Annotated in this window: 17 protein-coding genes; 13 read left to right on the forward strand and 4 right to left on the reverse strand. The window is 61.5% G+C overall.

The genetic code is table 11. From position 1 onward, the window contains the following. Window positions 1-121 precede the first annotated feature (121 nt). The 12 genes from nrdR to ACYZT4_RS24255 all read left to right on the forward strand — a co-directional run bounded on the left by nrdR (window position 122) and on the right by ACYZT4_RS24255 (window position 8,824). Window positions 122-586 carry a transcriptional regulator NrdR gene (gene nrdR, locus ACYZT4_RS24200; RefSeq protein ID WP_003228656.1) on the forward strand — a complete coding sequence of 155 codons (465 nt, stop codon included), beginning with the start codon at window positions 122-124 and terminating at the stop codon, window positions 584-586. Beyond that, window positions 583-1,716, forward strand: a complete 1,134-nt coding sequence (ribD, locus tag ACYZT4_RS24205; protein ID WP_461983340.1) for a bifunctional diaminohydroxyphosphoribosylaminopyrimidine deaminase/5-amino-6-(5-phosphoribosylamino)uracil reductase RibD — start codon at window positions 583-585, stop codon at window positions 1,714-1,716. The genes nrdR and ribD overlap by 4 nt, the downstream gene beginning before the upstream one ends. A 46-nt stretch (window positions 1,717-1,762) precedes the next feature. Continuing rightward, window positions 1,763-2,425 (forward strand): riboflavin synthase, encoded by a 663-nt coding sequence (locus ACYZT4_RS24210; protein WP_367373124.1) that lies wholly within the window; start codon window positions 1,763-1,765, stop codon window positions 2,423-2,425. Window positions 2,426-2,440: 15 nt separating this feature from the next. Further along, a complete protein-coding gene (gene ribBA / locus ACYZT4_RS24215; protein ID WP_461983342.1) occupies window positions 2,441-3,532 on the forward strand; it encodes a bifunctional 3,4-dihydroxy-2-butanone-4-phosphate synthase/GTP cyclohydrolase II in 1,092 nt (363 codons plus the stop codon). A gap of 91 nt (window positions 3,533-3,623) precedes the next feature. Further along, entirely contained in the window at window positions 3,624-4,100 is a 477-nt protein-coding gene (ribH, locus tag ACYZT4_RS24220; protein ID WP_003185938.1) for a 6,7-dimethyl-8-ribityllumazine synthase, read from the forward strand. After that, a complete protein-coding gene (gene nusB / locus ACYZT4_RS24225) occupies window positions 4,097-4,597 on the forward strand; it encodes a transcription antitermination factor NusB (protein ID WP_461983344.1) in 501 nt (166 codons plus the stop codon). Before ribH ends, nusB begins: the two co-directional genes overlap by 4 nt. 27 nt (window positions 4,598-4,624) lie before the next feature. Further along, window positions 4,625-5,590 (forward strand): thiamine-phosphate kinase, encoded by a 966-nt coding sequence (thiL, locus tag ACYZT4_RS24230; protein ID WP_461983346.1) that lies wholly within the window; start codon window positions 4,625-4,627, stop codon window positions 5,588-5,590. Then, the gene (locus ACYZT4_RS24235) at window positions 5,587-6,090 is read left to right on the forward strand and encodes a phosphatidylglycerophosphatase A family protein (RefSeq protein WP_461983348.1); all 504 of its coding nucleotides are present in this window, start codon (window positions 5,587-5,589) and stop codon (window positions 6,088-6,090) included. Before thiL ends, ACYZT4_RS24235 begins: the two co-directional genes overlap by 4 nt. A gap of 21 nt (window positions 6,091-6,111) precedes the next feature. Further along, a complete protein-coding gene (locus tag ACYZT4_RS24240) occupies window positions 6,112-6,849 on the forward strand; it encodes a substrate-binding periplasmic protein (protein ID WP_461983350.1) in 738 nt (245 codons plus the stop codon). 141 nt (window positions 6,850-6,990) lie between these two features. Continuing rightward, window positions 6,991-7,608 (forward strand): GTP cyclohydrolase II, encoded by a 618-nt coding sequence (gene ribA / locus ACYZT4_RS24245; protein WP_461983352.1) that lies wholly within the window; start codon window positions 6,991-6,993, stop codon window positions 7,606-7,608. Beyond that, a complete protein-coding gene (locus tag ACYZT4_RS24250; RefSeq protein WP_461983353.1) occupies window positions 7,605-8,024 on the forward strand; it encodes an MFS transporter in 420 nt (139 codons plus the stop codon). The genes ribA and ACYZT4_RS24250 overlap by 4 nt, the downstream gene beginning before the upstream one ends. After that, a complete protein-coding gene (locus tag ACYZT4_RS24255) occupies window positions 8,024-8,824 on the forward strand; it encodes a cobalamin-binding protein (protein ID WP_461983354.1) in 801 nt (266 codons plus the stop codon). The genes ACYZT4_RS24250 and ACYZT4_RS24255 overlap by 1 nt, the downstream gene beginning before the upstream one ends. 60 nt (window positions 8,825-8,884) lie before the next feature. Here ACYZT4_RS24255 and dxs read toward each other — a convergent pair whose 3' ends face one another. The 4 genes from dxs to ACYZT4_RS24275 all read right to left on the reverse strand — a co-directional run bounded on the left by dxs (window position 8,885) and on the right by ACYZT4_RS24275 (window position 13,377). Further along, the gene (dxs, locus tag ACYZT4_RS24260) at window positions 8,885-10,783 is read right to left on the reverse strand and encodes a 1-deoxy-D-xylulose-5-phosphate synthase (RefSeq protein WP_461983356.1); all 1,899 of its coding nucleotides are present in this window, start codon (window positions 10,781-10,783) and stop codon (window positions 8,885-8,887) included. A gap of 104 nt (window positions 10,784-10,887) precedes the next feature. Next, window positions 10,888-11,775 carry a (2E,6E)-farnesyl diphosphate synthase gene (ispA, locus tag ACYZT4_RS24265; protein WP_461983358.1) on the reverse strand — a complete coding sequence of 296 codons (888 nt, stop codon included), beginning with the start codon at window positions 11,773-11,775 and terminating at the stop codon, window positions 10,888-10,890. After that, the gene (locus ACYZT4_RS24270; RefSeq protein WP_056743654.1) at window positions 11,772-12,014 is read right to left on the reverse strand and encodes an exodeoxyribonuclease VII small subunit; all 243 of its coding nucleotides are present in this window, start codon (window positions 12,012-12,014) and stop codon (window positions 11,772-11,774) included. Before ACYZT4_RS24270 ends, ispA begins: the two co-directional genes overlap by 4 nt. A 217-nt stretch (window positions 12,015-12,231) precedes the next feature. Then, window positions 12,232-13,377, reverse strand: a complete 1,146-nt coding sequence (locus tag ACYZT4_RS24275) for a Fic family protein (RefSeq protein WP_461988781.1) — start codon at window positions 13,375-13,377, stop codon at window positions 12,232-12,234. Window positions 13,378-13,654: 277 nt separating this feature from the next. Between ACYZT4_RS24275 and ACYZT4_RS24280 the strand changes: the two genes are divergently transcribed. Beyond that, a complete protein-coding gene (locus ACYZT4_RS24280; RefSeq protein WP_461983360.1) occupies window positions 13,655-14,446 on the forward strand; it encodes a YfaP family protein in 792 nt (263 codons plus the stop codon). The last annotated feature ends 47 nt before the right edge of the window (window positions 14,447-14,493 follow it).

Raw genomic sequence — 14,493 nt, forward strand, 5'->3', positions numbered from 1 at the left:
TCCAGCAAGGTGACATCCATGGATCAAACAATATAGCCATGCTGTATACCGCAAACCCTATGGCTTGTCTTGCCACCGGGATGCGCTACCATGGCCCTCCCTTTTTTTGTTGCCTGCCACCATGCACTGTCCCTTCTGCGGTGCCAACGACACCAAGGTCATTGACTCGCGTCTAGTCGCCGAGGGCGAACAGGTGCGCCGCCGGCGCGAATGCCTGGCCTGCGGCGAGCGTTTCACGACGTTCGAAACCGCCGAACTGGTGTTGCCGCGCCTGATCAAAACCGACGGCAGCCGCCAGCCCTTCGACGAAGAAAAACTGCGCGCAGGCATGCAGCGTGCGCTGGAAAAGCGCCCGGTGAGTGTTGAACGCCTGGAATCGTCGCTGGTGCACATCAAACACAAGCTGCGCGCCACCGGCGAGCGTGAGGTCAAATCCCTTGTGGTCGGTGAACTGGTGATGGCCGAGCTGCAGAAGCTCGACGAAGTCGCCTACATTCGTTTCGCCTCCGTGTATCGGCGCTTCCAGGACCTCAACGAGTTCCGCGAAGAGATCGATCGCCTGGCCCGTGAGCCGGTGAAAGAATGACCCCCTCCCCAGAGCAAGCCATCCTCGACGCGCATTACATGGCCCGCGCCCTGGAACTGGCGCGCAAAGGTCATTACACGACGCACCCCAACCCTCGGGTAGGCTGCGTGATTGTGCGTGACGGGCAAATTGTCGGCGAAGGCTGGCATGTGCGCACCGGCGAACCCCACGCCGAAGTCCACGCCCTGCGCGCCGCCGGCGACAAGGCCCGTGGCGCCACTGCCTACGTGACCCTCGAACCCTGCAGCCACCACGGCCGCACGCCGCCCTGCGCCGATGCCTTGGTGAATGCCGGCCTCGCACGCGTGGTCGCGGCGATGCAGGACCCGAATCCGTCGGTCGCCGGTCGCGGCATGCAGCGCTTGGCCCAGGCCGGCATCGCCATTGAAAGCGGCGTGCTGGAAGGCGAGGCCCGCAAGCTCAACCAGGGCTTCCTCAAACGCATGGAACACGGTTTGCCGTTCGTGCGGGTCAAGTTGGCCATGAGCCTCGACGGTCGCACGGCAATGGAAAGCGGCGAAAGCCAATGGATCACCGGCCCCGCCGCACGTTCGGCGGTGCAACGCCTGCGTGCCCAGGCAAGTGTGGTCCTCACCGGCGCCGACACGGTGCTGGCGGACAACGCCCGTCTGACCGTTCGCGCCGATGAACTGGGTCTGGATGCCGAGCAAACCGCGTTGGCCATGAGCCGTCCGCCACTGCGCGTGTTGATCGACGGTCGTCTGCGGGTGCCGCTGGATGCGCCCTTCTTCAAGGCCGGCCCGGCGCTGGTCGCCACCTGCATGGCGATCGAAGAGCAATACGCCAACGGTCCGGAATGCCTGATCGTCGCCGGCGAAGATGGCTTGGTTGACCTGCGCAAGTTGCTGGTCGAACTGGCCCATCGCGGAGTCAACGAAGTGCTGGTCGAGGCCGGCCCGCGACTGGCAGGTGCCTTCGCTCAACAAGGTCTGGTGGATGAGTTCCAGATTTTCATCGCCGGCAAGTTCCTGGGTCCATCGGCGCGGCCGCTGCTGGATTGGCCGCTGGCCTTTATGAAAGACGCGCCAGAACTCAAAATCACTGAAATCCGTGCGGTTGGCGATGATTGGCGAGTCATTGCCATTCCTGCGCCAGCGGCGAGCGTATAATTTCCGGCCTGCGCCACGCGACGGCCCTGTTCTCGAGGAGGACTCCATGTTTACCGGCATCATCGAATCCATCGGCAGTATTCGTGCATTGACCCCAAAAGGCGGAGATGTGCGGGTTTACGTAGAAACCGGCAAGCTCGACCTGAGCGACGTCAAACTCGGCGACAGCATTGCCGTCAACGGCGTGTGCCTGACCGCAGTTGAGTTGCCAGGCAACGGCTTTGCGGCGGATGTCAGTCGCGAAACCCTCGACTGCACCGCCATGAACGACCTGAAAAGCGGCAGCCCGGTCAACCTGGAAAAAGCCCTGACCCCAACCACGCGCCTTGGCGGGCATCTGGTCAGCGGTCACGTCGATGGCGTCGGCGAAGTGGTTGCCCGCACCGAGAACGCGCGCGCCGTGGAATTTCGCATCCGCGCGCCGAAAGAACTGGCCAAGTACATCGCCCATAAAGGCTCGATCACCGTCGACGGCACCAGCCTGACCGTGAACGCGGTCGATGGCGCCGAATTCCTGCTGACCATCATTCCGCACACCCTGAGCGAAACCATCATGGCGTCGTATCAGCCGGGTCGCCGGGTGAATCTGGAAGTGGACTTGCTGGCACGTTACCTGGAGCGCCTGTTGTTGGGCGACAAGGCCGCAGAGCCAACGTCCAGTAACATCACCGAAAGCTTTCTGGCCGCCAATGGCTATCTAAAATCCTGACCAAGGGGGTGCCTTGTGGCGCTCAATAGCATCGAAGAACTGGTTGAAGACATCCGCCAAGGCAAGATGGTCATCCTCATGGATGACGAAGACCGCGAGAATGAAGGCGACCTGATCATGGCCGCCGAGTGCTGCCAGGCCGAACACATCAATTTCATGGCCAAGCACGCCCGTGGCTTGATCTGCATGCCGATGAGCCGCGAGCGCTGCGAACTGTTGAAGCTGCCCCTGATGGCGCCGCGCAACGGTTCCGGTTTCGGCACCAAGTTCACCGTGTCTATCGAAGCGGCCACCGGCGTGACCACCGGCATCTCCGCCGCCGACCGTGCGCGCACCGTGCAGGCTGCGGCGGCCAAAGACGCCAAGGCGGACGACATCGTCAGCCCCGGCCATATCTTCCCGCTGATGGCCCAGGCCGGTGGCACCCTCGCTCGCGCCGGCCACACGGAAGCCGCCTGCGACCTGGCGCGCATGGCCGGTTTCGAGCCGAGCGGGGTGATCTGCGAAGTGATGAACGACGACGGCACCATGTCCCGTCGCACCGAACTGGAAGCTTTTGCCGCCGAACACAACATCAAGATCGGCACCATCGCCGACCTGATTCACTACCGGATGATCCACGAACGTACCGTTCAGCGGATTGCCGAGCAGCCGCTGGACAGCGAACTGGGCCAATTCAACCTGGTGACCTATCGTGATTCCGTGGAAGGCGACGTGCACATGGCCCTGACGCTGGGCACCGTGTGCGCCGATGAACCGACCCTGGTTCGCGTGCACAACATGGACCCGTTGCGTGACCTGTTGATGGTCAGGCAACCCGGCCGCTGGAGCCTGCGTGCCGCCATGGCCGCGGTTGCAGAGGCGGGCAGTGGCGTGGTGCTGTTGCTCGGTCACCCGCTGGATGGCGACGTGTTGCTGGCGCACATCCGCGAAACTGCCGAACACACCACCCCGAAAAAGCCGACCACCTACAGCATTGTCGGTGCCGGTTCGCAGATCCTGCGTGACCTGGGCGTGCGCAAAATGCGCCTGATGTCTTCGCCGATGAAATTTAATGCGATATCCGGTTTCGATCTGGAAGTTGTAGAATACGTGCCCTCCGAATAACGACCGGTTGTTTTCGGCCCTGTATTCGCGGTTCAAACATCACTGAGGGACGCGTAGAAAACGCGTCCCGGCTCTTTAAGAGAACTAACGAATGACCCTGAAGACCATCGAAGGTACCTTCATCGCCCCTAAAGGCCGCTACGCTCTGGTAGTGGGCCGTTTCAACAGCTTCGTTGTTGAAAGCCTGGTCAGCGGTGCAGTGGATGCCCTGGTTCGCCACGGCGTAAGCGAAAGCGACATCACCATCATCCGTGCGCCTGGCGCCTTCGAAATCCCGCTGGTTGCGCAGAAAGTCGCTCAGAAGGGCGAATACGCGGCCATCATCGCCCTCGGCGCGGTCATTCGTGGCGGTACTCCGCACTTCGAATACGTGGCGGGCGAATGCACCAAGGGCCTGGCCCAGGTGTCCATGGAGTTCGGCGTACCGGTCGCTTTCGGCGTGCTGACCGTTGATTCCATCGAGCAAGCCATCGAACGTTCCGGCACCAAGGCCGGTAACAAAGGTGCCGAAGCTGCCCTGTCCGCTCTGGAAATGGTCAGCCTGCTGGCGCAGTTGGAGGCCAAGTGATTAGCGACGAAAGTGATCGTTTCAACCCGCGCGATCCAAAGCCCGCGGATGCCGGCAAGCCATCGAAAAGCGTCAAGCGTCGCGAAGCCCGTCAGCTCGCGACTCAGGCGCTGTACCAATGGCACATGGCCAAGCAATCGCTGAACGAGATCGAAGCGCAGTTCCGGGTCGATAACGATTTCAGCGATGTTGACGGCGCCTACTTCCGCGAAATCCTCCACGGGGTTCCGGCGCAGAAGGACAAGATCGACGCCGCGCTCAAGCCAGTCCTGGACCTGACCATCGAAGAGCTGGACCCGGTTGAACTGGCAGTATTGCGCCTGTCCACCTGGGAACTGCTCGAGCGTGTCGATGTGCCGTATCGCGTGGTGATCAACGAGGGTATCGAGCTGGCGAAAGTCTTCGGTTCCACCGACGGCCACAAATTCGTCAACGGTGTACTCGACAAGCTGGCCCCGCGTCTGCGTGAAGCTGAAGTCAAGGCGTTCAAGCGCTGATTGGCGCTTGAACTCTCTGTTCCAGCCATGGGTGAGTTTGAGCTGATCCGCCATTTCTTCGCCGCCGCGCCTTGTGCGCAGGGCGGCGAAGGCGTTGCCCTCGGGATCGGCGATGACTGCGCCTTGCTCGCTGTTCCCTCCGGGGAACAGTTGGCGATTTCCACCGACACACTCGTGGCCGGTGTGCATTTCGCAGATCCTTGTGACCCGTTTCTGCTCGGTCAGCGCTCGCTGGCCGTAGCCGTCAGCGATCTGGCTGCCATGGGCGCCACTCCGATTGCCTTTACCCTTGCCCTGACCTTGCCGACGGTGACCGCCGATTGGCTGGACGCTTACGCCCTTGGTTTGAACTGCATGGCACAAAGCTGTGGTGTGGCGCTGGTGGGTGGCGACACCACCCGTGGGCCGCTGAGCCTGACCCTGACCGTGTTCGGTCGAGTGCCAGCCGGCAAGGCGTTGACCCGCAGCGGCGCGCGGGTGGGCGATTTGTTGTGTGTCGGCGGTGACCTGGGCAACGCTGCCGGCGCCTTGCCGCTGGTGCTCGGTCGGCGCACGGCCGAAGCCGTTATCGCCGACCCGCTGCTGGCGCATTACTGGTCACCGCAGCCGCAACTCGCGCTGGGCCAGGCTTTGCGCGGCAAGGCGACTTCGGCGCTGGACATCTCCGACGGCCTGCTGGCGGACTGTGGGCATATCGCGCTGGCGTCGAAGGTCGGCATTCAGGTTGAACGTGACCGTTTGCCGCTGTCGAAAGCTTTAGTGGCCTTCCTCGGTCAACCGGGCGCGCAACAGGCGGCCTTGAGTGGGGGAGACGATTACGTGCTGGCCTTCACCCTACCGTCCGTCGAGTTGCCGGAATTGCTGGCCGATGGCTGGCCGATCCATGTGGTCGGGCGTGTCGTGGCGGGGCAGGGTGTCGTGCTGCTGGATGCCGCCGGACGAGACATCACCCCGCAAACACGGGGCTATCAACATTTTCGGGAGACACCGTGACAGATCATCCCAAGCAGGTTCCGGCGGAATTCGTACCGCCGTCGGTCTGGCGCAATCCCTGGCATTTTCTCGCGTTCGGCTTCGGCTCGGGCACTTTGCCAACGGCGCCGGGCACCTGGGGTTCGTTAGTTGCGCTACCCTTTATTCCGTTGTGGCAGATGCTGCCCGACTGGGGTTATTGGCTGATGCTGGGCATCACCATGCTGTTCGGCTTCTGGCTGTGCGGCAAAGTGGCCGACGATTTGCGGGTGCACGACCACGAAGGCATCGTCTGGGACGAAATGGTCGGGATGTGGATCACCCTGTGGCTGGTGCCGGAAGGCTGGTACTGGTTGCTCGCGGGTTTTGTGGTGTTCCGCTTCTTCGACATTCTCAAGCCATGGCCGATTCACTGGATTGACCGACATGTGCACGGTGGCGTCGGGATCATGCTCGATGACGTGTTGGCCGGGGTATTCGCATGGTTGGCCATGCAAGGGTTGGTATGGATCTTCGCTTGAGTGGCGAAACAGGGGGCTGGGATGGCTCGACGCTGGTTGGCAATGATGGTGTTCGCGATGTTCGGCGCTCTCGCTCAGGCGGGGGAGGCCGTGACGACGCCGTCGGTGATCCATCTGGCCAGCGAGGACTGGGAAGACTATACCGCCCCTGACGGCCATGGCCTGGGCTGGGACGTGCTGCGGGAAGTCTTCGAGCCCGCAGGCGTCAAACTGGCTATTCGCACCGAACCCTACACCCGTTCGATCGGCCTGGCGCAGAAAGGCGAGGTGGATGCATGCGTTGGTGGCTATCGAGATGAAGTCAGTGATCTGCTGTATCCCCGCTGGAACTTCGATACCGATCACATCTACGCCCTGGGGCTGGCGAGTAATCCTGCACCGACTGCGCAAACACTGGGCAATTATCGACTGGCATGGGTTCGCAGGTACGACTTCCAGAATTACCTGCCCAACATTAACCGCTACAACGAAGTCATTCGACGCACCGGCATTCTGTCGATGCTCACCCACAACCGTGCGGACTACTACGTCGACGCGCTGACCGAGGTTGATTACGTCCTGCGCAGAGCCAAGGATCCGTCCCAGTTCCGACGCACGCACATCGCGGAAATACCGCTGTACCTGTGCTTCGCCGATACGCCCAAGGCGCGGAAACTGCTGGCGCTGTTCGATTTGCGTATGGAGCTGCTGGTGAAAAGCGGCAGGCTGAAACCGATCTTCGAACGCTGGAAACAGCCGTACCCCTTCGCCCCAAATTGAACACAGATATCGGGGCGCACCGCTCCTGTGATCAAACTTTTAGATCGCTATGTCCCATAATTCAGCCTAAGCGTGTGTAGGAACGTGCTGTTACAATGCCGCGTCTGCGAATCGCCAGTACTTTTGAACAGGAGCACACCGGTGCCTGTCGTTTTTGTCGCCGCTTGCAAGCTGCCAACACCTTTTGCGCAATTCACCATGCACGGCTTCCTCGATGAAGAAACCGGACGCGAGCACGTTGTGCTGAGCCTGGGTGAATTCGACGACGGTGCCCCGGTACTCGGCCGATTGCACTCCGAGTGCCTGACCGGTGATGCCTTGTTCAGCCAGCGTTGCGACTGTGGCTCGCAACTCGAAGCCGCGTTGCAGGCCATTGCCCGCGAAGGCCGTGGCGTATTGCTGTACTTGCGTCAGGAAGGCCGCGGCATTGGCCTGCTGAACAAGATCCGCGCCTATGAACTGCAAGATGGCGGCGCCGACACCGTTGAAGCCAATGAGCGCTTAGGTTTTGCCGCCGACCAGCGTGTCTACGCCATGTGCCTGCCGATGCTTGAGCACCTAGGCGTGAAATCGCTGCGGCTGATGACCAACAACCCGCGCAAGGTCAAAGCCCTGACCGACATGGGCATCACCGTCGCCGAGCGCGTGCCGCTGCACACTGGCCACAACCCGCACAACAAGCTCTACCTGGCCACCAAGGCCAGCAAGCTCGATCACATGATGGGCAACGAGCACCAGGGTGAGGTAGACCGGGCGTGACCCGCGGACAAGTAAGGCGGCGGTTGTCCGTCACCTGGTGGCAGTACCTGGCGCTGGCTCTGCTGCCGCTGTTCGTGATCAATGGCGTGTTCGGCGAGGGCGAGGCGATTCTGCCGGTGCTGGCAATGCCCTTGTTCATTGCCGGTGTGGCTTCGATGTTTGTCAGCCTGAAGTTTTTCGGCGGCTACAAACACGCGCTGATCGCCACCCAGAAAGCCCTCGACACCCCTGAAGAACCCGCCGCATGGATCAACCTCGCGGCCAAACGTCGCACGGCGTTTCTAGCCGCGGGTCTGCCGGCCTGGATCGGCGCCCTGGCAGTGTTCGTCGGTCTCGAAGCGGTGCCATTGGTGCTGCTGGCGTTATCGACCGCAGTGCTGTTCTACCTCTACCGTATTCCGCGTCAACTCGGCTGATGCGCCGCACGTGGCTGGCGGTCCTGCTGCTGGCCGTCAGCGGCTCGACTTTTTCAGTCGAGCGCGTCGTCAGCCTCGCGCCATCCCTCTCTGAAATCGTGGTTGAACTGGGTTCGGCGGATCTGCTGGTCGGTGTGCTCGATGCCGGCGATCGTCCGGCCGAACTGAAAAACCTGCCATCCGTTGGCCGCTACGGCCAGATGGACATAGAGCGTCTGCTCAGCCTGAGACCCGATTTGCTGTTGCTCTGGCCCGCCAGCGTCGGCCCGGCTCAGCGCCAACAACTCAAGCGCTTGAACATCCCGACCTACGTCGCCGAACCTCTCAACTTCGAGCAACTGACCGCGCAAATCGAGGCGATCGCCACGCAGCTCGGCCGGCCCGAGCGCGGCGTTTCTCTGGCCGCCGATTTGCGTCAGCGCCTGGATGCATTGCGTCAACGCTATCAGCGGGCCGAACCGTTGCGGGTGTTTTACCAAGTCTGGGATCGGCCGTTGTACACCGTCGGTGGCGGACAGATCATCAGTGATGCGCTGCAAGTCTGCGGCGCGCGCAACGTGTTTGAGGATTTGAAACTGCCGGCACCGCAAGTCAGCGTGGAAGCGGTGTTGCAGCATAATCCCGAGGTGATTGTTGCCAGCGATCAGGCGCAGCTGGATGCGTGGAAGGTGTGGCCGCAGGTGTCGGCCGTGGCGCAGGGGCAGTTGCGGTTGGTCACGGATAAAGGGCTGGAGCGGCCGAGTGGGCAGATGATCGAGGCGACGGCCAGCTTGTGCCAGCTTATTGCGCCCGACCGCTGAAACCGAGGTGCATTCATCGCGGGCAAGCCCGCTCCCACAGGTTTTGTATGGGTGTGAAATTTATGTATTTAGCAAGTGCAGGCGCTGACGGACCGACGCTTCGATCCCGGCTTCATCCAGCCCACACTCAGCCAGCATCTGCGCAGGCTTGGCGTGCTCGACATAGCTGTCCGGCAAGCCGAGGTGCAGCATCGACTTGAGGATGTTCTCGCGGGCAAGAAACTCGCTGACTGCACCGCCGGCACCGCCCATGATCGCGTTCTCTTCGATGGTCACCAGCAACTCGTGGCTGCCGGCGATTTCGCGAACCAGCGCTTCATCCAGCGGTTTGACGAAGCGCATGTCGATCACAGTGGCATCCAGCGTCTCGGCGACTTTCAGCGCCTCGGCCAGTTGCACGCCAAACACCAACAGGGCGACTTTGCTGCCTTCTCGGCGGACCACGCCTTTACCGATTTCGATCGGTTGCAGGTCTTTCTCGATCGTGGCGTTCGGACCGTTGCCGCGTGGATAACGCACCGCCGCCGGACCGTTGTACAGATGGCCGGTGGTGAGCATCTTGCGCAGTTCGTTTTCGTCGCTCGGGGTCATCACCAGCATGCCCGGGATGCAGCGCAGGAACGACAGGTCGAAGCTGCCCGCGTGCGTCGGGCCGTCTTCGCCGACCAGACCGGCGCGGTCGATGGCGAACAAGACGTCGAGGTTTTGCACCGCGACGTCATGAATCAATTGGTCATAGCCGCGTTGCAGAAATGTCGAGTAAATGGCGACCACCGGTTTCGCGCCTTCGCACGCCATGCCGGCAGCGAGGGTCACGGCGTGTTGCTCGGCAATTGCCACGTCGAAATAGCGCAGCGGGAAACGCTCGCTGAACGCTACGAGGTCGGAGCCTTCTTTCATCGCCGGAGTGATGCCCACCAGACGCGGATCGGCTGCGGCCATGTCGCACAACCATTCGCCGAACACACCGGAATACTTTGGCCCGCCGGCCTTTTTCGGCGCAGCAGCCGGTGCATCGACGGGTTCGAGTTTGGTAATCGCGTGGTAGCCGATGGGGTCGACTTCGGCCGGCGCGAAGCCTTTGCCTTTCTTGGTGACGACGTGGAGAAATTGCGGGCCTTTCAGGTCGCGCATGTTGCGCAGAGTGGCGATCAGGGTCGGCAGGTCGTGGCCGTCGATAGGGCCGATATAGTTCCAGCCCAGCTCCTCAAACAGCGTGCCAGGGACCAGCATGCCTTTGGCGTATTCTTCAGTGCGGCGGGCGATTTCCCAGGCGCCGGGCAGGCGCGACAGGACCTTTTTGCTGCCTTCGCGCATGCTTGCGTAAGTGCGGCTCGAAAGGATTTTCGCCAGGTAATTCGACAGCCCGCCGACGTTGCGCGAGATCGACATATCGTTGTCGTTGAGGATTACCAGCATGTTGGCGTTCACTTCCGGCGCATGGTTCAGCGCCTCGAACGCCATGCCGGCGGTCAACGCGCCGTCACCGATCACCGCAATCGCCTTGCGATCACTGTTCTGCAGGCGGGCGGCAATCGCCATGCCCAGCGCTGCACTGATCGAGGTGCTGGAGTGGCCGACGCCAAAGGTGTCGTACTCGCTCTCGGAGCGACGCGGAAACGCGGCGACGCCGTCCTTCTGGCGCAGGGTGCCCATGCGCTCGCGACGGCCAGTGAGGATTTTGTGCGGATAGGCCTGATGACCCACGTCCCACACCAGCCGGTCGTCCGGGGTGTCGAAAACGTAATGCAACGCGATGGTCAGTTCGATGACGCCCAGACCGGCACCGAAATGCCCGCCGGTCTGACCGACCGTGTAGAGCAATTCCAGGCGCAACTCATCGGCCAGGGTTTCCAGCTCGGCTTCGCCTAACCGGCGCAGGCCGTCCGGCGTGTTGGCACGGTCGAGCAGGGGCGTGGTCGGGCGTTTGCGGGGAATCTCATGAAACGTCGTGGGCATCAGGCGAATCGTTATAGGTATAAAAGATGCGGCAGTTTACCTGATGCATCGCCCCCTGCCCACGCGTTGGTTTTAACTTGGCCAATACGCCATCAGCTGGGCCATCAACTGCGCCGCTCGACGATATAACGGGCAAGATCGCGCAGCGGCTCGGCGGCCGCGTCAAACGGTCGCAGCGCGTGCAGGGCCTGATCGCGCAGTTCCAGCGCGTAGGCCTTGGCCGCGTCGAGGCCGAGCAGGGCCGGGTAGGTCGGCTTGTCCCGCGCGATGTCGGCACCTTGGCGTTTGCCGAGGGTTTCGGTATCGCTTTCGACGTCGAGAATGTCGTCCTGCACCTGGAACGCCAGGCCGATGGCCATTGCGTAGGTCTGCAAGGACTTCAGTTCGTCTTTTTCGGCACGACCGCTGGCCAGGGCGCCGAGCTTGACGCTGACTTCGATCAGCGCGCCGGTCTTGTGCCGGTGCATGGTTTCGAGGGCTTTTTGATCGAGCTTCAAGCCGACCGAACCCAGATCGATAGCTTGACCGCCGACCATGCCTGCCGGGCCCGCCGCCACCGCCAGTGCGCTGACCATTTGCAGGCGAATCTCTGCGTCTGCGGTGCTCAGGCGCGGATCGAGCAGGGCGCTGAAAGCCAGGCTCTGCAAGCCGTCGCCGGCGAGAATCGCGCAGGCTTCATCAAATTTTTTGTGGGTCGTGGGTTGGCCGCGACGCAGGTCGTCGTCGTCCATCGCCGGCAAATCATCGTGGACCAGCGAGTACGCGTGAATCAGCTCCACCGCGCAGGCCGCGCCGTTGGCCTGTTCAGGCTTGCCGCCCAATGCTTCGCAGGCAGCGTAAGCCAGCAGCGGACGAACGCGTTTGCCGCCGTTCATCACGCTGTAGCGCATGGCTTCGTACAAGCGTGCCAGCTCTGGTCGTGGTGCATTGAACAGAGTCTCCAGGGCGGCGTTGACACGGGCCTGGCTGGTCGCCGAATACGCTGCAATCATTCTGGCTGATCCGCTTCGAAGGGTTCCTCGGCCAACTCGCCATCACGCTCGAGCAGCACTTGAACCTTCTGCTCGGCCTGGGCCAGCGCTGCCTGGCAATCGCGGGTCAGACCGATGCCTTGCTCGAAAGCTGTCAGCGAGTCTTCCAGCGACAATTCGCCGTTCTCCAGTCGCTCGACCAGCGTTTGCAGGTCAGCGAGGGATTGTTCGAAATCCAGTGCAGCTTTTTTGCGGGCCATGGCGGCGATTTCCGGTTGACGTTAAACCGGCGCGACACTAGCAGACATGGGGGTTATGGGCAAATCAGCGGAGTTGTAAGCCGGCCCCCAGCAGAAGCGAGCTCGCTCGCGAAAAACACCCAGGCAACACGTTCATCCAGACGGCAAGCGTTATCGTTGACGTCCATCGCGAGCCGGCTCGCTCCGACAAGTTTGTGGTAAGTGTGTGGTCGCAGTTTCAGGGTGTAGATTCACCGGGAAAGCGGATTTCGTATCGAGTACTGCGCCCGCCACCGGGCAGCCTTTGCAGGCATCCCTTCTCCAGCAACTCTGCCAGATGACGGGTGGCAGTGGCCTTCGACACTTTTGCCACCGCCTGATACTGCGCCGCGCTGATCCCGCCCGCGAAACCTCGCTCACCACCATCCAGCAAACGGTTAAGCACTTTCATCTGCTCGGCAGACAGTCCGGATTCCCGATGCGCCTGCCAGAAACGCGCCATGCCCAGTACCGATTCAATCCGCGTCATCGCCTGCTGGAGGCTGCGCAACAAGGTTTGCAAAAACCATTCGAGCCATTCGGTGATATCCACTGTGGCTTTCTGGCTGCTTTCCAATACCCGGTAGTAGCCGGAGCGATCTTCGAGGATGCTTGCTGACATTGCATAAAAACGGATGGCTTGCGCTTCGCCTTGGGCCAGTGCCAGGTCAGTAAGGGTTCGCGTCAGGCGACCGTTGCCGTCGTCGAAGGGATGCAGCGTCACAAACCAGAAGTGCGCAATGCCGGCCCGCAGCAATGGATCGAGGTTTGCCTGTTCGCGACTGGCTTCAAACCACAGCAGGAAAGCGTCGAGTTGCCGTTCAAGGCCTGCCCGCGGCGGCGCTTCGAAGTGGACGGTTGGGCGATCGAGTCGACCGGAAACCACTTGCATCGGTTCATCACCGCGCAATGCACCGACGCGGATTGGTCGGGCGGCGAGGGCAGTATCCTGCTCAGGAAACAGCCATTCGTGCCAATCCAGCAGACGTGTCAATGTCAGCGGCTCGGCGAAATGCTGAGTGGCGTCCAGCAGTAATTGCGCCAAACCTTCGCTGCGCTTGCTCACTTGATCGCCATCGACCGGTTCCAGTCCCAGGCGCCGCGCCAGCGACGAACGCACCGAGCCGACGTTGAGTTGTTCACCCTCAATGGCGGAGGACGTGACGATGTTTTGCAGCAAGGCATCCAGCTCGCTTTGCTCGCTCAGCGAATGGCCGACTGAAATGGCCATGCCCATCAATTGCCCTTGCGCTTGAACGCACTCGCGCAACAGGTACGCCAAGCGCTCGCCTTGCCAGTTGAAGTTGGGCCAGCCCGGTTGTTGCCAGATCCAGTGAGGTGCTATCAATTTGCAACTCCTAGGGGGGTGAGCCGATTAAAAACCATATTCGGCTCACCGAATGAGCCGAATATGACGTTTATTCGGCTCACCGTCCAGCAACCTCCGTGACCTCTACCGCAAATCAAGATGTATCCGATTGTTAAAAATCCACCAAATAGCTAACCTTCGCGCCTTCTACGACCCATTAGTCACGGGTCTTTCTGACGACACGCAGTTTTTCGATCTGTAACGCGCCGAGGATCAGGCGCAAGGTTTCGTTGTGCATGGCAGGAGGCGTCACATGCGTTCATTTCTACTAGTGCTGATGGGGCTGGTTTGCGCGTCCGTTGCCTGGGCCTGGCCGACGGCTGAGCTGTCGGAGCCGGTGGGCGGCTGGCGCTACAACGGCCTGCTCGACCGCAGCGAAAACCCGCAAGTCGCCTACCCCACGCCGCCCATCGACCGGGGCGTGCAGCGCAATCGCACGATGATCGAAGGCCAACTCAAGGCCATCGGCACGCAACGCGGGCCACACACGCTGGCGGTCAACGGTAATCCTCTGAATCTGTACACCGACGACGAAGGGCGTTTCGCCCGGCCGTACGCGTTTGGCGCCGGTTCCAACAGCGTCGAAGTGCGCAGCGCCGAAGGCAAGTCGCTCAAGCGTGTTCAATTCTATGAAGCCAACAACCTGCGCACGCCGGCACGGATTCGCGTGGTGCTGGGTTGGGATGATCCGAAAGCCGAACTCGACCTGCACATCATTACCCCCGACGGCCAGCACGCATTTTTCGCCCACACGGCGTTGACCAACGGCGGCGGCCTCGACCCGGATGGCGTCGACGGCCCCGGCCCGGAAATGTTCACCATGACCGCGCCGCTGCATGGCACTTATCTGGTTTACGTGAACTATTGGGGCAACTTCGGCAGCGAAGGCTATAACTTCGATGAGACCAGCAACCAGAACGAGGTGATCACCTCGCAAATCAACCTGGTGCTCAACGAAAACTCCGTCGACGAAAAACGCGAGACCTTCATCGTGCCCCTGCGCGCGATCGGTGACCTGCTGCTGGTCAAGACTTTCAACTATTAAGCATCCCGCTCCACGGATGAATTGCTGAGCTTTGGGAACATGAGCGT

It is taken from the genome of Pseudomonas sp. GB2N2 (genome assembly GCF_054897705.1).

What these genes read in the sequence shown, in the direction of transcription:
- nrdR (WP_003228656.1), top strand. Translation starts at nt 122, where the DNA reads ATGCACTGTCCCTTCTGCGGTGCCAACGACACCAAGGTCATTGACTCG.
- ribD (WP_461983340.1), top strand. Translation starts at nt 583, where the DNA reads ATGACCCCCTCCCCAGAGCAAGCCATCCTCGACGCGCATTACATGGCC.
- ACYZT4_RS24210 (WP_367373124.1), top strand. Translation starts at nt 1,763, where the DNA reads ATGTTTACCGGCATCATCGAATCCATCGGCAGTATTCGTGCATTGACC.
- ribH (WP_003185938.1), top strand. Translation starts at nt 3,624, where the DNA reads ATGACCCTGAAGACCATCGAAGGTACCTTCATCGCCCCTAAAGGCCGC.
- thiL (WP_461983346.1), top strand. Translation starts at nt 4,625, where the DNA reads ATGGGTGAGTTTGAGCTGATCCGCCATTTCTTCGCCGCCGCGCCTTGT.
- ACYZT4_RS24240 (WP_461983350.1), top strand. Translation starts at nt 6,112, where the DNA reads ATGGCTCGACGCTGGTTGGCAATGATGGTGTTCGCGATGTTCGGCGCT.
- ACYZT4_RS24255 (WP_461983354.1), top strand. Translation starts at nt 8,024, where the DNA reads ATGCGCCGCACGTGGCTGGCGGTCCTGCTGCTGGCCGTCAGCGGCTCG.
- dxs (WP_461983356.1), bottom strand. Translation starts at nt 10,783, where the DNA reads ATGCCCACGACGTTTCATGAGATTCCCCGCAAACGCCCGACCACGCCC.
- ispA (WP_461983358.1), bottom strand. Translation starts at nt 11,775, where the DNA reads ATGATTGCAGCGTATTCGGCGACCAGCCAGGCCCGTGTCAACGCCGCC.
- ACYZT4_RS24270 (WP_056743654.1), bottom strand. Translation starts at nt 12,014, where the DNA reads ATGGCCCGCAAAAAAGCTGCACTGGATTTCGAACAATCCCTCGCTGAC.
- ACYZT4_RS24280 (WP_461983360.1), top strand. Translation starts at nt 13,655, where the DNA reads ATGCGTTCATTTCTACTAGTGCTGATGGGGCTGGTTTGCGCGTCCGTT.